The sequence below is a fragment of the Serpens gallinarum genome (assembly GCF_014836765.1).
GTDB lineage: Bacteria > Pseudomonadota > Gammaproteobacteria > Pseudomonadales > Pseudomonadaceae > Serpens > Serpens gallinarum.
In genome coordinates this window covers 146,216-164,273 of record NZ_JACSQG010000007.1, presented here as the reverse complement: position 1 = coordinate 164,273, position 18,058 = coordinate 146,216, and the positions used below count along the sequence as shown (strand labels likewise).

At 61.3% G+C, this 18,058-nt stretch carries 20 protein-coding genes and 1 riboswitch; of the genes, 7 read left to right on the top strand and 13 right to left on the bottom strand.

Annotation, left to right across the window (positions count from 1 at the left end; all coding sequences use genetic code 11):
• Nucleotides 1–34: 34 nt before the first annotated feature.
• On the bottom strand, nucleotides 35–1,300 hold the full coding sequence (locus tag H9642_RS13640; protein WP_433962705.1) for a uracil-xanthine permease family protein: 1,266 nt from the start codon (nucleotides 1,298–1,300) through the stop codon (nucleotides 35–37).
• Nucleotides 1,301–1,302: 2 nt separating this feature from the next.
• A complete protein-coding gene (gene upp / locus H9642_RS13635) occupies nucleotides 1,303–1,941 on the bottom strand; it encodes a uracil phosphoribosyltransferase (RefSeq protein ID WP_251836994.1) in 639 nt (212 codons plus the stop codon).
• Between the two features lie 237 nt (nucleotides 1,942–2,178).
• Between upp and H9642_RS13630 the strand changes: the two genes are divergently transcribed.
• Complete coding sequence (locus H9642_RS13630; RefSeq protein WP_251836993.1) at nucleotides 2,179–2,736, top strand: hypoxanthine-guanine phosphoribosyltransferase; 558 nt, start codon at nucleotides 2,179–2,181, stop codon at nucleotides 2,734–2,736.
• A 60-nt stretch (nucleotides 2,737–2,796) separates the two neighbouring features.
• Here the strand turns inward: H9642_RS13630 and dauA are convergent, their stop codons facing one another.
• Entirely contained in the window at nucleotides 2,797–4,560 is a 1,764-nt protein-coding gene (gene dauA / locus H9642_RS13625) for a C4-dicarboxylic acid transporter DauA (protein WP_251836992.1), read from the bottom strand.
• 142 nt (nucleotides 4,561–4,702) lie between these two features.
• Between dauA and H9642_RS13620 the strand changes: the two genes are divergently transcribed.
• Nucleotides 4,703–4,993 (top strand): PA4642 family protein, encoded by a 291-nt coding sequence (locus tag H9642_RS13620; protein WP_251836991.1) that lies wholly within the window; start codon nucleotides 4,703–4,705, stop codon nucleotides 4,991–4,993.
• Between the two features lie 55 nt (nucleotides 4,994–5,048).
• Here the strand turns inward: H9642_RS13620 and H9642_RS13615 are convergent, their stop codons facing one another.
• From H9642_RS13615 to H9642_RS13595, 5 genes are all read right to left on the bottom strand, one after another.
• A complete protein-coding gene (locus H9642_RS13615) occupies nucleotides 5,049–5,393 on the bottom strand; it encodes a HopJ type III effector protein (RefSeq protein ID WP_251836990.1) in 345 nt (114 codons plus the stop codon).
• Entirely contained in the window at nucleotides 5,390–5,683 is a 294-nt protein-coding gene (locus H9642_RS13610) for a DUF1244 domain-containing protein (RefSeq protein ID WP_251836989.1), read from the bottom strand. The genes H9642_RS13615 and H9642_RS13610 overlap by 4 nt, the downstream gene beginning before the upstream one ends.
• 66 nt (nucleotides 5,684–5,749) lie before the next feature.
• Nucleotides 5,750–6,124 carry a dihydroneopterin triphosphate 2'-epimerase gene (gene folX / locus H9642_RS13605; protein WP_251836988.1) on the bottom strand — a complete coding sequence of 125 codons (375 nt, stop codon included), beginning with the start codon at nucleotides 6,122–6,124 and terminating at the stop codon, nucleotides 5,750–5,752.
• Nucleotides 6,125–6,176: 52 nt separating this feature from the next.
• Nucleotides 6,177–6,887: a dihydromonapterin reductase gene (gene folM, locus H9642_RS13600; protein ID WP_251836987.1), complete on the bottom strand. Its 711-nt coding sequence runs from the start codon at nucleotides 6,885–6,887 to the stop codon at nucleotides 6,177–6,179.
• A gap of 199 nt (nucleotides 6,888–7,086) precedes the next feature.
• Nucleotides 7,087–7,680 carry a hypothetical protein gene (locus H9642_RS13595; RefSeq protein ID WP_251836986.1) on the bottom strand — a complete coding sequence of 198 codons (594 nt, stop codon included), beginning with the start codon at nucleotides 7,678–7,680 and terminating at the stop codon, nucleotides 7,087–7,089.
• Between the two features lie 173 nt (nucleotides 7,681–7,853).
• On the opposite strand from H9642_RS13595, the gene H9642_RS13590 reads away from it, so the two are divergent.
• The 3 genes from H9642_RS13590 to H9642_RS13580 all read left to right on the top strand — a co-directional run bounded on the left by H9642_RS13590 (nucleotide 7,854) and on the right by H9642_RS13580 (nucleotide 9,833).
• Nucleotides 7,854–8,306: a flavodoxin gene (locus H9642_RS13590; RefSeq protein WP_251836985.1), complete on the top strand. Its 453-nt coding sequence runs from the start codon at nucleotides 7,854–7,856 to the stop codon at nucleotides 8,304–8,306.
• Between the two features lie 70 nt (nucleotides 8,307–8,376).
• Nucleotides 8,377–9,246 carry an acyl-CoA thioesterase II gene (tesB, locus tag H9642_RS13585; RefSeq protein WP_251836984.1) on the top strand — a complete coding sequence of 290 codons (870 nt, stop codon included), beginning with the start codon at nucleotides 8,377–8,379 and terminating at the stop codon, nucleotides 9,244–9,246.
• On the top strand, nucleotides 9,243–9,833 hold the full coding sequence (locus tag H9642_RS13580; RefSeq protein WP_251836983.1) for an HAD family hydrolase: 591 nt from the start codon (nucleotides 9,243–9,245) through the stop codon (nucleotides 9,831–9,833). Before tesB ends, H9642_RS13580 begins: the two co-directional genes overlap by 4 nt.
• A gap of 72 nt (nucleotides 9,834–9,905) precedes the next feature.
• On the opposite strand, the gene ypfJ is transcribed toward H9642_RS13580, so the two are convergent.
• On the bottom strand, nucleotides 9,906–10,766 hold the full coding sequence (gene ypfJ / locus H9642_RS13575; RefSeq protein ID WP_251836982.1) for a KPN_02809 family neutral zinc metallopeptidase: 861 nt from the start codon (nucleotides 10,764–10,766) through the stop codon (nucleotides 9,906–9,908).
• Nucleotides 10,767–10,951: 185 nt separating this feature from the next.
• On the opposite strand from ypfJ, the gene H9642_RS13570 reads away from it, so the two are divergent.
• Nucleotides 10,952–11,767, top strand: a complete 816-nt coding sequence (locus H9642_RS13570) for a M48 family metallopeptidase (RefSeq protein ID WP_251836981.1) — start codon at nucleotides 10,952–10,954, stop codon at nucleotides 11,765–11,767.
• A gap of 59 nt (nucleotides 11,768–11,826) precedes the next feature.
• On the opposite strand, the gene H9642_RS13565 is transcribed toward H9642_RS13570, so the two are convergent.
• The 4 genes from H9642_RS13565 to H9642_RS13550 form a co-directional block, all read right to left on the bottom strand.
• Entirely contained in the window at nucleotides 11,827–12,411 is a 585-nt protein-coding gene (locus tag H9642_RS13565) for a TMEM165/GDT1 family protein (RefSeq protein ID WP_251836980.1), read from the bottom strand.
• A 77-nt stretch (nucleotides 12,412–12,488) separates the two neighbouring features.
• Nucleotides 12,489–12,623: riboswitch (yybP-ykoY riboswitch) on the bottom strand.
• A 56-nt stretch (nucleotides 12,624–12,679) separates the two neighbouring features.
• A complete protein-coding gene (locus H9642_RS13560; protein ID WP_251836979.1) occupies nucleotides 12,680–13,678 on the bottom strand; it encodes a methyltransferase in 999 nt (332 codons plus the stop codon).
• Between the two features lie 58 nt (nucleotides 13,679–13,736).
• Nucleotides 13,737–14,696 carry a 2-hydroxyacid dehydrogenase gene (locus tag H9642_RS13555; RefSeq protein ID WP_251836978.1) on the bottom strand — a complete coding sequence of 320 codons (960 nt, stop codon included), beginning with the start codon at nucleotides 14,694–14,696 and terminating at the stop codon, nucleotides 13,737–13,739.
• Nucleotides 14,697–14,833: 137 nt separating this feature from the next.
• Nucleotides 14,834–16,009 (bottom strand): thiolase family protein, encoded by a 1,176-nt coding sequence (locus tag H9642_RS13550; protein ID WP_251836977.1) that lies wholly within the window; start codon nucleotides 16,007–16,009, stop codon nucleotides 14,834–14,836.
• Between the two features lie 171 nt (nucleotides 16,010–16,180).
• Here H9642_RS13550 and H9642_RS13545 point away from each other — a divergent pair, with 171 nt between their 5' ends.
• A complete protein-coding gene (locus H9642_RS13545) occupies nucleotides 16,181–17,863 on the top strand; it encodes a fatty acid--CoA ligase (RefSeq protein ID WP_251836976.1) in 1,683 nt (560 codons plus the stop codon).
• Nucleotides 17,864–18,058: the final 195 nt, after the last annotated feature.

Below are 18,058 nucleotides of genomic sequence, written 5' to 3'. Positions count from 1 at the left end.
GGCGTGGCGTTTTTCATGGCAGGCGTGCTTGTGGTCAGGGGTTACTGTCTTCCAGCGCCTTGTTTCTCCAGCCCTGCCCGCCGGGCAGCAGCAGATTGAGCAGCAAGGCGGCAAGCGCAGCTAGGGAAATGCCGGAGAGGGCGAAGCCTTGGCCGCCGAACTTCATTCCGCCGATACCGAAGACCAGCGTGACCGAGACGATGATCAGGTTGCGCGCTTCGGACAGATCCACCTGGTTGCGGATCAGGGTATTCAGGCCGACCACGGCGATGGAGCCGAACAGCAGGCAAAGAATGCCGCCCATGACCGGTACCGGAATGCTTTGCAGGGCAACGCCGAACTTGCCGATGAACGCCAGGACAATGGCGAAGGCCGCCGCCCAGGTCATGATTTTCGGGTTGTAGTTCTTGGTCAGCATCACCGCCCCGGTGACTTCTGCGTAAGTGGTATTCGGCGGGCCGCCGAACATGCCGGCGGCCGAGGTGGCCAGGCCGTCGCCGAGCAGGGTGCGGTGCAGGCCGGGTTTCTTGATGAAGTTCTTTCCGGTCACGCCGCCGATCGCTACCACCCCGCCGATATGCTCGATGGCAGGCGCCAGGGCTACGGGCAGCATGTACAGGATCGCGCCCCAATGAAATTCCGGCGCAATGAAGTTCGGCAAGGCCAGCCAGGGCGCAGCGGCGATCGCGCGCGTGTCGATCTGGCCGAGCAGATACGATAAGACGCAGCCAACGATCACCCCGGCAAGGATCGGCACCAGGCGAAACAGCCCGCGACCCAGCATCGCGACCATTAGCGTGGTGAGCAGCGAGGCCATGGAAATGAAGATAGCGGTGCCATAGGGAATCAGCTCTACGGCGCCGTCACCGGTTTTGCCCATGGCCATGTTGACCGCCACGGGTGACAGGGCCAGACCAATGGTCATGATCACCGGGGCGATCACCACCGGTGGCAGCAAGCGGTCGATAAACGCCGGGCCGCGCAGCTTTACCGCCAGGCTCAGCGCGATATACACCATACCGGCGGCGATGATGCCGCCGAGCACCGCCGGCAGGCCTACTTCGGCTTTCAAGACGATGATCGGTGCGATGAAGGCGAAGCTCGACGCCAGGAATACTGGCACCTGGCGACCTGTGACCAACTGAAACAGCAAGGTGCCGACACCGGCGGTGAACAACGCCACGTTGGGGTCCATGCCGGTGATCAGCGGCATCAGCACCAAGGCGCCGAACGCCACGAAGAGCATCTGCGCGCCAGCGATTGACTGGCGCCACAAAGGCTCCTTGAATTCATCGGTCATGCTCAGCTTTCCTTCTGCTTGGTGCCGAAAATCTTGTCGCCGGCATCGCCAAGCCCGGGAATGATATAGCCGTGCTCGTCCAGGCGTTCATCAATGGAGGCCGTGTAAATCTGTACGTCGGGGTGGGCTTTTTGCACCGCCTCGATGCCGGGTGGTGCGGCGACCAGCACCATGGCGCGAATTTCCTTGCAGCCCGCTTTCTTCAGGAGGTCAATGGTGGCAACCATGGAACTGCCGGTGGCCAGCATCGGGTCGATAATCAGTGCCAGACGTGAGTTGATTTCCGGCGCCAGTTTTTCCAGGTAAGTGTGCGCCTCGAGGGTTTCCTCGTTGCGGGCAATGCCCACGGCACTGACCTTGGCACCGGGAACCAGGCTGAGGACACCGTCCAGCATGCCAATGCCGGCGCGCAGGATTGGCACTACAGTGATCTTCTTGCCAGCAATTTTTTCCACTTGGACCTTGCCGCACCAGCCGTCGATCTCGTAGAGCTCAAGCGGCAGGTCATTGGTGGCTTCATAAGTCAACAACGCGCCCAATTCCTGGGCCAGTTCGCGGAAGTTCTTGGTGCTGATATCAGCGCGGCGCATGAGGCCGAGCTTATGGCGGATCAGCGGGTGGCGGATCTCACGGACGGGCATGGGATTGTCTCCGGGTGGGGCGGGCAAAAAAATCGGGTTAGGGTAAAACATTGTGAGCCGGTTGTAATGGCGAAGCTTCGAGCAATCCGCGACATTTTGGCTTCCCATGAGGCGTGTGCGTCCATTGCTTCTTGCCCAGACCCGCTGCGATGGCTACCTTTGCCAGTCTTTTTCCTGACGTCTCGCTTCGCGTGCGCCCGGTTTTGTCGTTCCGCCCCGCCTTGAAGAGGAAGTTCCATGCCCGCCGATCTCGCTCATATTCGCCAGGTGATGGCCGAAGCTGACTGTCTTTATACCAACGAACAGCTTGAAGCCGCCATCCACCAAGTCGCACAGTCAATCAATGCCGAGCTGGCAGAACGCAATCCTGTCGTGTTCTGTGTCATGAACGGCGGGCTGATTTTCGCCGGCAAGCTGTTACCACAACTGGATTTCCCGCTGGAGCTGTCTTACCTGCACGCCACGCGGTACCGCAACGAAACCACCGGTGGCGAGCTGTTCTGGAAGGCCAAGCCGGAAATTTCCTTCATGGATCGCGATGTGCTGATCATCGACGATATCTTGGATGAAGGGCACACCCTGGCGGCGATCAGCGACTTCTGCAAGCACGCCGGCGCCCGTCAGGTCCACACGGTGGTGCTTATCGATAAAACTCACGACCGCAAGGCGCGCCCAGACCTCAAGGCAGATTACGTCGGACTGCCTTGCGTGGACCGTTACATCTTTGGCTATGGCATGGACTACAAGGGCTACTGGCGCAATGCGCCGGGCATTTACGCGGTGAAAGGGCTTTAACTGCGCTGCGATTGCGGCGCCCGTGGTAGCCGGCGCCGCTGCAATAGAAGTGGTCAGGGGTTATGGCACGCCTGTCTCAGCGGCCAGCCCTGGTTGTTCGGTGTGTTGCTGCTCAGGCTTGAGCCAGTGCAACGCCCGCAGCCGAGCCTGGTTGAGGTCACGGACGAAGGCCAGTCGCCCCTCGCTGCGGCGAATGCCGGCGCGGCGCAGTTTCAGGCGCACGCGGGGATGGGTGCCGACCAGGATCAGCCCGATACCCTGGCGGCGATAGTCGTCGCGAATGCTTTCCAGTGCAGCCAGCGCGGTCATGTCCAGCATGGGCACAGCGCTCATTTCAACAATCACTACCTTTACCTCGGCCGGGAAGCGACGCAGCACGCTGAGCGCTTTTTCCGCCGCGCCAAAGAACAGTGGTCCGCGAATGGCGTAGGCACTGACCCCCTCGGGCAGGTCTTGCAGGGCCGCATGGAAACCGCGCGGCAGGCTGGCGGTGTCGGTCAGGTCGCTCATGCGCTTGATGAACAGTCCAGCAGCCAGCAACAGGCCAACGCCGACTGCCAGCACCATGTCGAACAGCACAGTGAGCACCAGGCAGGTAAACAGCACCAGCACATCGCTGCGCGGGGCTATTTTGACCGTATGCACCACATGGCGTGCCTCACTCATGTTCCACGCGACCATCAGCAGCAGGGCGGCCAGCGCGGACATGGGCAAGTAGCTGAACAGCGGCGCGAGCAGCAGGACAGCCAGCAGGACTACGCCGCAGTGAATAATGGCCGCCAGCGGCGAGAAGGCGCCGGCGCGTACGTTGGTGGCGGTACGCGCAATCGCCGCTGTGGCGGTGATACCGCCGAACAGGGGAGCGACCAAATTGCCGATGCCCTGGCCGAGCAATTCGGCGTTGGGGTCATGCTTGGTGCCAGCCATGCCGTCGGCTACCACCGCACAGAGCAGCGATTCGATGGCGCCCAGCATGGCAATAGCGAAGGCGGGGGCCATCAGTTGGCGAATCAATTCAAAGGACAGCGTCAGCGGCTGACCATCCGGACCAGGCAGGTTCCAAGGCAAGGCAAAGGTGGGCAGAAACGGCGGGATGCCAGGGTGTTCGATACCGTCGAGGGTATAGCTGAAGCGTTCGCCGAGGGTGGCCAGCGGCAGGCCGATGCTCTCCAGAAACAGGCCGAGCAGCGCGCCTATCAATAGCGCCACCAGATGGGCCGGAATCCGGGGTATATAACGAGGCCAGACAATCAGCACCGCCAGGCAAATGATGCCGACCAGTGCATCGCCCAGTTGCAGACTGGGCAGGGCCTGACCCAGGGAAGCGACACGCTCCAGGTAATTCTGGGGATCGCCTGCCAATTGCAGACCCAGAAAATCCTGCAGCTGCAGGGTGGCGATGACCACGCCAATGCCGGCGGTAAAGCCGAGGACCACCGGGTAGGGCACGAAGCTGATCAGTTTGCCGAGGCGCAGCAGTCCCATGCTGATCAGGATCAGCCCGGCCAGCAGCGTACAGAGCAGCAAACCGCCCAGGCCGTATTGTTGGGTGATGGGTAATAGAATGACCACGAACGCCGCAGTCGGTCCTGACACGTTGAAGCGTGAGCCGCCGAACAGGGCAATCAACGGCGCGCCAATCAGCACCGTATACAGGCCATGCTGCGGCGCGGCGCCCACGGCGATGGCTAGGGCCATGGCCAAGGGGATGGCGATGATGCCGACGGTCAGGCCGGCGGCGATGTCGCCGCGCAGGGCATTAAGGGAATAGCCGGCTCGAAGTGTTTGGCGCCAAGCTGCGAAGAGAGGTAGTTCGAATGACATGATGGCTCCCATGAACGCTTGCCGGCCGAGTATACGCTGGCCAAAGGGCATCTTGACGGGTCTGCGTCGTTCGTTGAGTCGCGAAGGATGCGAGGGGTAAACTGCCCCTTTTAAATAAAGTCCGCCCGGTTTGGAGTGAGCGATGCGTAAAGACAAGAAGAAAGTGGTTGGCGACGAAATTGGCGACGAGGTGATCAAGACGTTCCTGACCATGGAACCAGCCGACGAGACGCTGCCTTCGCTGCACAAACTGATCAAGGCCTACCGTGGCCTGCGCGTCGGCGATTTCGAGCGCTTTCTGGGCTTTTTCGTCGAGGCTGGCTATGACCTCGAGGCGAAAAATGACCAGGGTGAGGACTTTGTCGCCCTGGTCAGGAACCAGCGTCAGGCAGAGCTTTATATCGAGGCGGTCCAGGCGGTACGCCAGGCATAACGTCGCCGCCTTACAGGCTGTGGATGAGGGTGGAAACGCTGTCCACCCTTTGCATTCACGCTGGCTTGCGCGTCAGGGGTGGTTGCTCGAAGTGCACGCCCGCCAGGCCTGTTTCCATCAGCGCGCGGATGTTCCCGTGATCGGTGCCTGCCGGGCTGGCTTGCACAGCGCGGTAATGCTCGCCGAACGCCAACAGGGCTTCCTCGTCGCTGAAGCCTTCCAGTAACGCCAGGCCGAGAATCTTGCATGAGCCTTCATTCTGGCCAACGGCGTTTTGCTGCATGCCATTGCGAAAGGCGCTCGGCCGATAGTCGTAGTGTGCTGCGATAAAGGCCAGGGTCTCGGCGAAGGCATGGGCGCTGTCTGGCAGTGCAGCGCGAAAATCATCCAACGGCCTCATTGCGGCTTGTTCTTCTCGAAGCCGGCCAGTTGTTCAGCACTGGCTTCGCGCTGGTAGCGCTGTTTCCACTCGTCATAGGGCATGCCATAGATCAGCTCACGGGCGCTGTCCTGATCGAGTTCGATACCACGCTCGTCGGCAGCGGCCTTGTACCACTTGGACAGGCAGTTGCGGCAGAAGCCGGCGAGGTTCATCAGGTCGATGTTCTGCGCGTCAGTGCGCTCCTGCAGATGCTGCACCAGGCGGCGGAATGCAGCGGCTTCAAGTTCCAGGCGTTGTTGTTCGGTCATGAGCGTGCTCCGAGAGGGTAGAGGCGCGGCATGGGTGCCTGCGCCGAGGCGTGTTCGCGCAATGGTTCAGTCGCGATGGGCGGCCAGGGTGATCGACACCGACTCGGCAAAACGCAGCGCATGAGGCTTGTCCACTTCCACTTCGGCGTAACGTACCTGGGCGTGACTCATCACCAGGTCGAGGACTTCCTGAGTCAGGCGCTCAAGCAGGGCGAAACGGTGTTCTTCAACGTGGGCGATGATCGCCTTGGTGATGGTGCGGTAATTGAGGGCGTACTCGATAGCGTTATCACGCACCGCATCATGGGCGGGGTACAGAATGGTCAGGTTGATCAGCACATCCTGTTTGTTGAGGATTTCCTCCTCCTTAATGCCGATATAGGTGCGCAGGCGCAGGTCCTTGACCCGAATACGCGCCATTCCCGGTTCCAGTCGCGGCATGCCGAAGTTCTCCTTTCAAAGTCAGTAGCATGGAGGAGTATCGCACGGACTGTTACTTGAGGTGGCGACCGCCATTGACGGTCAGCGTCGTACCCGTGACATAGGGGTTGTCGAGCAGGTAACGCAGCCCCTGATAAACCACCTCCGGGCCTGGCGTAAAACCCATCACCGATTTGGCCAGGGCTTTTTCGCGGTACTCGGGGTCGTCGTGCTCGTTAAACATCAACAGGGCCGGCGCGATGCCGTTGACCTTGATGCGCGGCGCGAGGCGTACGGCGAAAGACAGGGTCAGGCTGTCCAGGCCCGCCTTGCTGGCGCAGTACGCCGTGTGTTTGGCGCTGCCCTTGCGCACCACATCGTCGCTCAGGTGCACGATATCCGCCGGGCTACTGTGCTCCAGCAGCTCGGCGCAGTGCAGGTTGATCAAGTAGGGCGCGAGCATGTGCACATTGACCATGCGCTGAAACGCCAGCGCTTCGTGGCCGGGCTCTTCGGCAAGCCACTCCGAAGCGTTGTGCACAATTGCCCGCAAACTGTCAGTGTGCTGCTTGAGTTGCTCGATGAACGCGAGAATGCCGGCTTCATCGCTGAAGTCTGCCGGCAGCGTGAGTGCGCCCTGCTGGCGCAGACGTACAAGGCTTTCGCGTTCGCGACGATAAGTAACGATCACGGGATGTCCGTCTTCAAGCAGGCGCAAGGCGCAGTGCAGGCCGACACGCTGGCTGGCGCCGGTGATCAGGATGGGGGCCGGGTTTTTGCGCATGGTGCTCACGGACAAGAAAGAAGGGTCCGGCGGCGCGCCACCAGGTACCTGACCAGTATGACGCCGCGCCGACCGAACCCCGGCTAACTTATAACAGTCGGCCTAAGACGACAATCATCGTGGGATTGACGGCTTTCTGGCGGCACGCGCGAGGCGTGCACGCACAGCGCCTCAGCGCTCATGCTCGAGGGCTGCCGGCCTAAAGAGCCTGCTCCTGGTTGCGCAGCTGCACGAGCAGTTCCTGCAGGCGCAGGATGCCAGAGTGGTGCGAAGGGGTGATGCGATAGGCGGCCAGGGTCGGTGAAAGTTGGCGCACGCGCGAACCGCGCAGCGAAAGAAACGCTTTACCCGGCAGGGCCAGTCCGAGGACAAAATGTTCGGGCGGCTCGCTGCCGTCATCGCTGCTGACGAGTGCACCGTTCTGGGATATCTGCTGCACCCACAAGGCGCTGGCCTGGCCGTTCTTGGCGATCAGGCTCAGCGGCGTTTCCAGAGTGGCGCGCCAGGGGCGCTCGACCACGCCCTTTTCGAAAATCTGCGGAACATCCAGTTGCAGGCTCAAGGCCCGGAATTCATCCAGTGTGAGGCGCAAGGGGAAGGTCATGCGCTGATTACCGACCCGTGCTTCCAGTGTCAGCTGCGCATGTTCGCCCAGATTGGCGAGAAGGGTCTGGGTGTCGGGGCTGCTGTTGAGGGTCAGCTCATGTGCACTTTTGGCTGAATACGCCGGGTCATCCAGGAGCTGCTGGAGAAATGTCAGTTCATCCCGAGTGAGCAAGGGCTCGTTACGCATGATGTTCTCGAACGGAAGTGCTGTGGCGATACTAAGACTAGCGCTGCGACGATTTGTTGCAGGAGTTCCCGTTATTTGAGCATCTGCACGGTTTCGAGTCACTGCGGTAGGTCGGGTTTCACGCAATATTTCGGCATAATGTGACAATACTTGACCCCATTAAGGAATTTTTCATGAAAATTGCCATCATCAGCGGCTCGGTTTACGGCACGGCTGAAGAGGTCGCCCATCATGCCCAGCAGTTGCTGCAGGCCGCTGGCTTCGAAACCTGGTATCAGCCTCGCGGCACATTGGCCGATTTGCAGGAATGGGCACCCGAGATGGTCTTGGCAGTGACCTCAACGACCGGCATGGGTGAGTTGCCAGAAAATCTACAACCGCTGTATTACGCATTGCGCGACCAGCCGCCGACCTGGTACGGCCTTCCGGGAGCGGTAATTGCTTTGGGCGATTCCAGCTACGGCGATACCTATTGCGGCGGCGGCGAGCAGGTTCGCGAGCTGTTTGCTGAGCTGGGCATTCGGGAAGTGCTGCCCATGCTGCGCCTGGACGCCAGCGAAAGCGTAACGCCAGAGCTGGATGCCGAGCCGTGGATCGCCGAATTGGTTACCGTATTGCGCGGTTGAGCTAAACGAACACCATCTGCCAAGCGGACGAAGAATACCGCTGGCCATACCTGCCTTGCCGAGGTTGTAAATGAGTGACGTGTTGGACGAACTGGTGGCCTTGCTGAGCCTGGAAACCATCGAAGAAAACCTGTTTCGTGGTGCCAGTCAGGACCTGGGCTTTCCCCAGCTGTTTGGTGGACAAGTGCTGGGGCAGGCGATCTCAGCAGCCAGTCAAACGGTTGAGCCGGGTCGTCATGTGCATTCCCAGCACGGCTACTTTTTGCGCCCGGGCAACGCCTCGCTGCCGGTGGTCTACCAAGTGGACCGAGTGCGTGATGGCGGCTCCTTCACTACCCGGCGAGTTACCGCGATCCAGAAAGGCCAACCGATCTTCTTTTGCAGCGCTTCGTTTCAGGCCGAAGAGCCTGGTTTCGAGCATCAGGTGGCGATGCCCGAAGTGGAGGGACCCGAAAACCTGCTCAGCGAATTGCAACTGTTTGGCCGCCACGCTGAATTGATCCCGGTGCCCATGCGCGAAAAAATACTGTGCGCAAAGCCTATCGAGATCCGTCCCGTGAACCCTGGAGATCCCTTTAATCCCTCGCCAAGTGAGCCGTGCCGGTATGTCTGGTTCCGCGCCGACGGCCCGTTGCCGGCGATTCATGCGTTGCACAAGTACATCCTGGCGTATGCCTCGGACTTTGGCCTGTTGACCGCGTCGCTGTTGCCTCACGGCGCTTCGTTCTGGCAACGGCATATGCAGGTGGCCAGCCTCGATCATTCCCTGTGGTTCCACCGCAACCTGAAGGTGGACGAGTGGCATCTGTATGCCATGGACAGCCCATGGAGCGGCAATGCCAGGGGCTTTAGTCGTGGCCATATTTTCAATCGGGCCGGCGAGTTGGTGGCCTCTGTCGCCCAGGAAGGCCTGATCCGTCGCCGCGAAGACCGCACATGAAATTGCACGAGGTCCGCCACTGGGTGTTTGACATGGACGGCACCCTGACTATCGCCGTCCACGATTTCGAGGCCATTCGCCGGGCACTGGAGATTCCTCTGGAGGAGGACATCCTCGACCATCTGGCCGGATTGCCCCTGCACGAGGCGGCCGCCAAGCATGCCTGGTTGCTGGAGCATGAGCGCGAACTGGCCTGTGCGTCGCGCCCAGCACCCGGTGCGGTGGAGCTGGTTCGCGAGCTGCATGCCCGCGGTGTACAGCTGGGTCTGCTGACCCGTAATGCCCGCGAATTGGCTCAGGTGACCTTGGACTGCATTGGCTTGGGCGAGTGTTTTTCCGGCGGCGACGTTCTTGGCCGTGACGAAGCAACACCCAAGCCGCATCCCGGTGGCTTGCTGCATCTGGCGCAACGTTGGGGTGTGGCGCCCCAGCGATTGGTGATGGTGGGTGATTTCCGTTTCGACCTGGAATGCGCCCGTGCCGCTGGCGCAAAGACGGTGCTGGTCAATCAGCCGGAAAATCTGTGGCCGGAATTGACCGACTGGCATGCGCGCGATTGTGGTGAGCTTCTCCAGTGGTTGTCATAGGTTCACTTAACGGGGGGGCTGTTGCGCGGGTAGTTGTAGCGTGCCTCGCAACAAGAGTGCGAGATGCCGCGTTTATAACGTCCGCGCCTTGAACGTATCGCAACGCCCGGGCTCGCCCGTGTCGAATCCGGTGCGAAACCAGCGGGTCCGCTGGGCTGATGTGCCATGGGTGAAGGAGTCAGGCACCACCTGACCCTGGGTATGCTTTTGCAAACGGTCATCGCCAATGGCCGTGGCGGCGTTGAGGGCTTCCTCGAGGTCGCCGTCCTCCATCCAGTCCAGCCGCTGCTGGGCGTGATAGGCCCAGACGCCGGCCAGGCAGTCGGCTTGCAGCTCCTGGCGCACCAGCAATCCGGTTTCACCTTCCAGGGGCTCGCCGCGCTGACGGGTGGCATTCACTTGGGCTGATACCCCGAGCAGCGTCTGTACGTGATGGCCCACTTCATGGGCGATGACATAGGCCTGGGCGAAATCCCCGGCGGCACCGAAGCGCTGTTCAAGTTCTGCGAAAAATTGAAGGTCAAGATAGACCTGCCGATCAGCGGGACAGTAGAACGGCCCGACAGCCGCCGAGGCCAGGCCGCAGGCCGACTTCACGGCGCCGCTGAACAACACCAGCCGTGGATGCTGATACTGACTGCCGGCGCTGGCAAACAGTGCGTCCCAGGTGTCTTCAGTATCGCCGAGCACGGCGCGCACGAACTGGCTTTGCGCGTCGTCACCTGCAGGTTGCCCTGGCTGAGTCGCGACGGGGCCGCCCGACTGGTTGGCCAGCTCACCGAGGATCTGCAACGGGTCCTGACCCATCAGCAGGCCGACGATCACCACCACGGCGATCCCGCCCAGACCCAATCCTCCGCCGACTCGCAAGCCACGACCGCTACCGCGTGCATCCACAACGTTGTCGCTCTGCCGTGCTCGTCGCCAACGCATGCTGTTTCTCCTCGGTACTTTGCCGTACGGGAACTGAAACCGTTATGAGTATGGTCGAATGCCGCAACGGAAGCCGGATAGCTCGCGTTATTAGCGTGCGGAACGAGGGTGCGGTTGTCGTGCCTGCCCGCCACGAATTAGCATGCGCGGCTATGGACGGCTGTCACACCTGCGCGGAGCTGGATATGAAACAGTCTTTTTCACTGGCGACCCTGGTCGCCGCCTTGCTGCTGGTTGGCTGCCAGGCCGTGAACACCACCAGCGGCGGCGCCGTGGGCGTTGATCGCAAGCAGTACATGTTCAGCATGCTGTCGACCGACCAGGTCAACCAGATGTATGCCCAGTCCTACCAGGAGGCGATTGGCGAAGCATCCAGCCATGGGGTGTTGGAGAAAACCAGTGCCGATGCCAAGCGGGTCCAGGCAATTTCCCAGCGCTTGATTGCCCAGGCATCGGTATTTCGCCCGGATGCCGCGCAATGGGATTGGGAGGTCAATTTGATCGACAGCAAGGAGTTAAACGCCAACTGCGGGCCAGGCGGCAAGATCATGGTCTACACCGGTTTGATCGAGCAGTTGAAGCTGACCGACGACGAGCTGGCCGCGGTGATCGGTCATGAAATTGCCCATGCCCTGCGCGAGCACAGCCGTGAAGCACTGTCCAAGGCGTATGGGGTAGAACTGGCCAGCCAGCTCGGTGCGGCCCTGGGTGTGGGGCCGGGCAGCCTGCAAATGGCTAACATGGGCGTGGAATACCTGATGACCCTGCCCAACAGTCGCGGCAACGAGAACGAAGCCGACCTGATCGGCCTGGAGCTGGCCGCGCGCGCCGGCTACAACCCCAACGCGGCCATTACCTTGTGGCAAAAGATGAGCCAGGCAAGCAACGGCGCGCCGCCAGAGTTCCTGTCCACTCACCCGTCATCGAGTACGCGCATGAGTTCGTTGCAGGCCAACATCCCCAAAGTCATGCCGCTGTACGAGCAAGCGCGTCGCAAGTAGCGGCAAATGCAGGAGGGCGGCGTGGCGGGATACCAGCACCGCCCCATCCTGCGAGGTGTTTACCAGATCCCTGCCAGTCTCAGGGCTTGATATCCAGCATACAGTCCCAGCAGTGCAAAGGCCGCCGCGGCCAAGCGATGAATCAACGTGAGTGGCAGACGGTCGGCGGCAAAGTTGCCAGCCAAGACCACCGGCACGTTGGCGATCAGCATGCCCAGGGTGGTGCCGGCGACCACCATAAGCAGGTAATCGTATTGCGCGGCGAGCATCACCGTGGCGATCTGCGTCTTGTCGCCCATCTCGGCGATGAAAAAGGTAATTAACGTGGTGATGAAGGCTCCTCGGTATCTGACGCGCGAGGCTTCGTCCTCATCGAGTTTATCGGGGATCAGCGTCCAGGCCGCAACGGCCAGGAACGCGATTGCCAGGATGGCGTGCAGCATGGCTGGGGTGAAGAAGCCGGCAACCCAGTTGCCCACAACCCCGGCGATGAAATGATTGAGCAGCGTGGCGACGACGATCCCGGCCACGATTGGCCAGGGTTTGCGAAAGCGTGCGGCAAGCACCAGAGCCAAGAGTTGTGTCTTGTCGCCGATTTCCGCCAGCGCGACGATTCCGGTCGAGACCAGGAGAGATTCCAGCACAGGGATTTCCTAAGAGGGGTGGGTCGACTGAACACATATGACACGACGTCCTGCCCACCCCGGGTCAGGTCGTTCGTGTCATAGGTCTTGTCAAACCACGGGCCTGTCTGGACAGGCTTGAGGTCGCTGGCGCCATGCTCTGTTGAGCAAGTATGTTGACGCGAGCCGGGCGAGCGGGCGCTCGCGGGAGACTACTCCCCTAGGACGGCGGGCATTCTGCCCAATGTGGCGTGCAAGGGCAAGCTCACAAGGGGCCAGCAGCGTGACCTTAACGGCGCTTGGCCCGGTAAATACGGAAACCCTGGCCTTCGGCCAGCGTCTGGCAGGGCCCCAGGTGCTGTTCGATCAGCGGCGGATATTTGAGGAAACTGTTCGCCACCAGACGCAATTCCCCAGCGTTGATGAGGTGCCGGGTAGCCTCGCGCAGCAGGGTTTCGCTGGCTTGGTAATCGGTGTGCACGCCCTGATGGAACGGCGGATTGCTGATGATGGCGGCCAGATCCTTGGGCGCCGCGTGAATACCATCGCCAGCGATCAGCTGCGCGTCCAGACCGTTGGCGGCCAGCGTCAAACGGCTGCTGGCCAGGGCGAAGGCGTCGACGTCCAGCATATTCACTGTGCTGTGCGGATAGCGACGTTTGAGCACCGCGCCAATCACCCCGGCGCCGCAGCCGAAGTCCAGCAAAGAGCCGGCGGGTAGGTCGTCCAGATGATCCAGCAACAAGGCCGTGCCCAGATCCAGTCGACCGTGGCTGAACACGCCCGGCAACGTGACCACCTTCAGCGGGCCGTCGCTAAGTTGCAGTTCGTAGCGCTGCGCCAGGCTTTCCAGGTCAGGCGCGGCAGGTGCCTGCTCGACGCTGATCTGCCACAGTTGGCAGTGGCGGGCGCTGTCCAGTTTGCGCGGTTGGCCATAGGCGGCCAATTGCTTGGCGGCGCGTTCGACGCCCGCGCGCTTTTCCCCAACCAGGTACAACGGCGCACCGGGCAGGCGTGCGGCCAGGGCTTGCAGCAGATACTCAGTCAGCTCGCGGGACTTGGGCAGGAACAGCACGGCAGCGGTGAAAACCTCGAGAGGCGGGCAGGTCCCGAAGTGACTGCGCCCGGGGAAGCGCGCCGCCAAGGTGGCCTGTTCGCCAGCATGCCAGCTCCAGCCGAGGCTGTCGGGCAGCTCGCCGAGCAGGTCATCAGCCGGCAGCCCGGCCAGCAACACTCGGCCGGTGAATAGCTCGGCCTGACGCAGCAGTACTTCGCTTCGCGGGTCCATGGGGTCTCCGTTAAAACCTGGTTTGGGCCTGAAGCCAGGCCCGAAAAAGGCGCGGATTTTACCCGACCACGCGGATCGCCGCTGCGTTGAAAAAGGCCTGGGCGTTTTCCGTCAGCTGACCGACGATGCGCTGGCGCGCCTCGCGACTACCCCAGGCGCTGTGGGGGGTAATGATCAGGCGCGGAATATCGTCGGCCAGAAGGGGGTTTCCATTAATCGGTGGTTCTTCGCTGAGCACGTCGGTGGCCGCGCCGCCCAGGTGGCCACTGCGCAGGGCGTCAGCCAAGGCCTGCTCGTTCACCAATCCACCGCGGGCGGTATTGACCAGCAGTGCGCCGGGCTTCATCAGGCCTAATTCGCGGGCACCGATCAGATCGCGGGTTTGTTCGGTAAGCGGGCAATGCAAGCTCAAGGCATCGATGTGCGGCAGGAGGTCCGTCAAGGGCAAATGGTCCGCGCGAGCAGGGCGTCCCGGCAGTTGGCCGAGCAGTACGCGCATGCCGAACGCTTCGGCCAGGCGGCCCACGGCGCTGCCCAGCTCACCATGGCCGAGCAAGCCGAGGGTCTTGCCTTCCAGTTCGACGATCGGGAAATCCAGCAGGCAGAATTGCTTGGCCTGTTGCCAGCGCCCAGCACGTACCGCCGCGTGGTAATCCGGCAGTCGCGTGGCCAGGGCAAGCAAGAGCATCAAACAGTGCTGGGCCACCGAGGGCGTGCCATAGCCTTGACAGTTGCACACGGTCACGCCGTGGGCACGGGCCGCGTCCAAGTCGACATTGTTGGTGCCGGTGGCCGAGATCAGTACCAGCTTCAGCTCCGGGCAGTTGGTAAAAACCTCGGCATCCAGGCGAACCTTGTTGGTGATCGCCACCGTAGCGCCCTGCAATCGTTCGCTGACCTGTGCGGTCTCGCTGGCGTCGTGCAAGGTCAGCTCGTCGAAACAGTCACGCAAGGCGGTGAAATCCAGATCGCCTAGATCAAGGGACGCGTGATCGAGAAAAACGGCGCGGATGCTCATGGGAAGACCCTCTGCTACGGCGGAAGAAAGAAGCAGAGCCTACCAGAGGGGTGGCCGCGTGGGGCGTGATCGTAGGGCAAGAGGTGCGGTGCAGACGTTGGCAGTGGGGTCGCTCGCACGACCCCCAGCCGTTCGGTTTACAGCAGCTCCACTGCAATAGCGGTGGCTTCGCCGCCGCCGATGCACAGAGATGCCACGCCGCGTTTACCGCCGGTTTGCTTCAGGGCATTGATCAGGGTGACGATCAGGCGCGAGCCGGTCGAGCCGATCGGGTGGCCCTGGGCGCAGGCACCGCCGTAGACATTGACCTTGGCGGGATCGAGTCCATGGTCACGAATGGCCAGCATGGTCACCATGGCAAAGGCCTCGTTGATTTCAAACAGGTCGACCACGTCCTTGTTCCAGCCAGTCTTCTTGAACAGATTGCTGATGGCGCCAACCGGGGCAAGGGTGAATTCGCTCGGGTCCTGGCTTTGGGTCGCATGGCCGACGATGCGCGCCAGCGGAGTGAGCCCTCGGCGGGCGGCCTCATCGGCGCTCATCAGCACCAGCGCGCTGGCGCCGTCAGAGATCGAACTTGCGTTGGCTGCGGTGATGGTGCCGTCCTTGCGAAAGGCCGGTTTCAAACCGGGGATCTTGTCGAGCTTGGCATTCAGCGGCTGCTCGTCATCCTTGATCAGGGTGTCGCCCTTACGGCTGCTGACGGTAATCGGCACGATCTCGTCGTTCAGCTTGCCGTTGGCAATGGCCGCCTGGGCCCGTTTCAGCGATTCGATGGCGTATTCATCCATCTGCTCACGGGTGATGCCGTACTGGTCGGCAGTTTCCTGGGCGAAGGAACCCATCAACCGGCCGGTGCGGGCATCTTCCAGGCCGTCGAGAAACATATGGTCCTTGATTTCGCCGTGGCCCATGCGCAGGCCGCCACGGGCTTTTTCCATAACATAGGGCGCATTGGACATGCTTTCCATGCCGCCAGCGACCATCACGCTATTGGTGCCGGCCTTGATCAGGTCATGGGCGAGCATGACTGCTTTCATGCCCGAGCCGCACAGCTTGTTGATGGTGGTGCAGCCGGTGGCGGCGGGCAGGCCGGCGTTCAGCGCGGCCTGCCGGGCCGGGCCTTGCTTGAGGCCGGCGGGCAGCACGCAGCCCATGATCACTTCCTGCACCGCGTCGGGCGCAATACCGGCACGCGCCACAGCCTCGCGAATTGCGGCGGCGCCCAAGTCAACGGCGGGAATGCTGGACAGGCTGCCTTGGAAACCACCCATGGGGGTACGGGCACCACTGACGATGACGATATCGGACATCGAAAACACCTCTTGTTGATCGGTACCGGAACTGGCCGAGGCCGACGATTCTATACCGTGACCAAAGCAGTCAAAAGAGTCACGTGATAAATCATCCTTTGGGTTGATGGGGGTTCCTGTCGAGCCATCTAGAGTGCATCCATACCAATAACAACACGCACGGAAAACGCCATGCTCCAGACACGAATCATTCCCCCTGCGCACAACGCCCATGCCAGCCCACTGCTGATCAAGCGCCTGCTACTGTCTGGCAGTCGTTACGAGCGCACCCGTGAAATCGTCTACCGCGACCTGGTGCGCCACAGTTATGCGACCTTCACGGAACGGGTCGCCCGTCTGGCCAACGTGCTCACTGCGGCGGGGGTCAAGGCCGGCGACACCGTGGCGGTGATGGATTGGGACAGCCACCGTTACCTGGAATGCATGTTTGCGATCCCGATGATCGGCGCGGTGCTGCATACCATCAACATCCGCTTGTCGCCGGAGCAGATTCTCTACACCATGAACCACGCCGAAGACCGCTTCGTGCTGGTCAACAGCGAATTCACACCGCTCTACCAGGCGATTTCCGGGCAACTGACCACAGTGGAGAACACCCTGTTGCTCAGCGATGACCCGCAGGCGACCGTCGAGCTGCCGGGCATGGTCGGTGAATACGAAAGTATGCTGGCTGAGGCAAGTGCGCATTACGACTTCCCCGAGTTCGATGAAAATTCGGTGGCCACGACCTTCTACACCACGGGCACCACCGGCAATCCCAAGGGTGTCTACTTCACCCATCGCCAACTGGTGCTGCACACGCTGGCAATGGCCGGCGTGGTGGGCAGCCTGGACAGTGTGCGATTGATGGGTAACAGCGATGTCTACATGCCGATCACGCCAATGTTCCATGTGCACGCCTGGGGCATGCCTTACGTGGCTACGATGCTGGGGGTGAAGCAGGTCTATCCGGGACGCTATGACCCCGACCTGCTGGTTCAGTTGTGGCAGCGCGAGAACGTCACGTTTTCTCACTGCGTGCCGACCATCCTGCAGATGGTCCTCAATGCCAAATCGGCGCAAGGAGTGGATTTCGGCGGCTGGAAAATCATTATTGGCGGCAGCGCCCTGAATCGCAGCCTGTACCTGGCGGCGAGGGAAACCGGCATCCAGCTTAGCGCCGCGTATGGCATGTCAGAAACCTGCCCGCTGATCTGCGCCGCCTATCTCAATGAAGAGCTGCTCGCCAGCAGCGAGAGCGAACGTACCACGTACCTCATCAAGGCCGGCGTACCGGTACCGATGGTTGAAGCGGCGCTCATGGCGGAGGATGGCAGCCTGTTGCCGCAGGATGGCGAAACCCAGGGTGAATTGGTCCTGCGTGCGCCCTGGCTGACCCAAGGGTATTTCCGTGAGCCGGAAAAAAGCGAAGAGCTGTGGCAGGGCGGTTGGATGCACACCGGTGACGTCGCCACTCTGGATGACATGGGTTTCATCGACATTCGCGATCGCCTTAAAGATGTGATCAAGACGGGTGGCGAGTGGCTTTCGTCGCTGGCCCTGGAGGATTTGATCAGCAGTCATCCGGCAGTGCGCGAGGTTGCGGTGGTGGGTTTGCCCGATCCGCAGTGGGGGGAGCGACCCTTTGCGCTTCTTGTGCTGCGCCCTGAGCAAACCCTGGAAGCACGGGATCTTCGTGAGCATTTAAAGCCCTTCGTTGAGCAAGGCCACATCAATAAATGGGCTATTCCCAGCCAGATTGCCGTTGTTACCGAAATTCCCAAGACCAGTGTGGGGAAGCTGGACAAAAAGCGCATCCGCAAAGAGGTGGCAGGCTGGCAAGCAGCCGGCAGCGCCTTTTTATCCACCCTCTAGGATGCGTTGGGTGGGTCATTGCAATGTGACTAATCGGTCAGGCGAGTGCTGGCGTGCTAATTGCTCCGCTTCGCCTCACCGAAGACTCGAGCAGTCGCGAAAGCGCTGAGCCAGAGGACTTTGGAGCGTGCAAATCACTCTTTCGGGGGATCATGCGGGGCAGCCCGCTGGATATAGTCAGTAGTAGCCATAACA

Bases quoted from the DNA above. Each gene is read 5' to 3' on its own strand.
- H9642_RS13640 (WP_433962705.1), bottom strand. From the start codon at position 1,300: ATGACCGATGAATTCAAGGAGCCTTTGTGGCGCCAGTCAATCGCTGGC.
- upp (WP_251836994.1), bottom strand. From the start codon at position 1,941: ATGCCCGTCCGTGAGATCCGCCACCCGCTGATCCGCCATAAGCTCGGC.
- H9642_RS13630 (WP_251836993.1), top strand. From the start codon at position 2,179: ATGCCCGCCGATCTCGCTCATATTCGCCAGGTGATGGCCGAAGCTGAC.
- dauA (WP_251836992.1), bottom strand. From the start codon at position 4,560: ATGTCATTCGAACTACCTCTCTTCGCAGCTTGGCGCCAAACACTTCGA.
- H9642_RS13620 (WP_251836991.1), top strand. From the start codon at position 4,703: ATGCGTAAAGACAAGAAGAAAGTGGTTGGCGACGAAATTGGCGACGAG.
- H9642_RS13615 (WP_251836990.1), bottom strand. From the start codon at position 5,393: ATGAGGCCGTTGGATGATTTTCGCGCTGCACTGCCAGACAGCGCCCAT.
- H9642_RS13610 (WP_251836989.1), bottom strand. From the start codon at position 5,683: ATGACCGAACAACAACGCCTGGAACTTGAAGCCGCTGCATTCCGCCGC.
- folX (WP_251836988.1), bottom strand. From the start codon at position 6,124: ATGCCGCGACTGGAACCGGGAATGGCGCGTATTCGGGTCAAGGACCTG.
- folM (WP_251836987.1), bottom strand. From the start codon at position 6,887: ATGCGCAAAAACCCGGCCCCCATCCTGATCACCGGCGCCAGCCAGCGT.
- H9642_RS13595 (WP_251836986.1), bottom strand. From the start codon at position 7,680: ATGCGTAACGAGCCCTTGCTCACTCGGGATGAACTGACATTTCTCCAG.
- H9642_RS13590 (WP_251836985.1), top strand. From the start codon at position 7,854: ATGAAAATTGCCATCATCAGCGGCTCGGTTTACGGCACGGCTGAAGAG.
- tesB (WP_251836984.1), top strand. From the start codon at position 8,377: ATGAGTGACGTGTTGGACGAACTGGTGGCCTTGCTGAGCCTGGAAACC.
- H9642_RS13580 (WP_251836983.1), top strand. From the start codon at position 9,243: ATGAAATTGCACGAGGTCCGCCACTGGGTGTTTGACATGGACGGCACC.
- ypfJ (WP_251836982.1), bottom strand. From the start codon at position 10,766: ATGCGTTGGCGACGAGCACGGCAGAGCGACAACGTTGTGGATGCACGC.
- H9642_RS13570 (WP_251836981.1), top strand. From the start codon at position 10,952: ATGAAACAGTCTTTTTCACTGGCGACCCTGGTCGCCGCCTTGCTGCTG.
- H9642_RS13560 (WP_251836979.1), bottom strand. From the start codon at position 13,678: ATGGACCCGCGAAGCGAAGTACTGCTGCGTCAGGCCGAGCTATTCACC.
- H9642_RS13555 (WP_251836978.1), bottom strand. From the start codon at position 14,696: ATGAGCATCCGCGCCGTTTTTCTCGATCACGCGTCCCTTGATCTAGGC.
- H9642_RS13550 (WP_251836977.1), bottom strand. From the start codon at position 16,009: ATGTCCGATATCGTCATCGTCAGTGGTGCCCGTACCCCCATGGGTGGT.
- H9642_RS13545 (WP_251836976.1), top strand. From the start codon at position 16,181: ATGCTCCAGACACGAATCATTCCCCCTGCGCACAACGCCCATGCCAGC.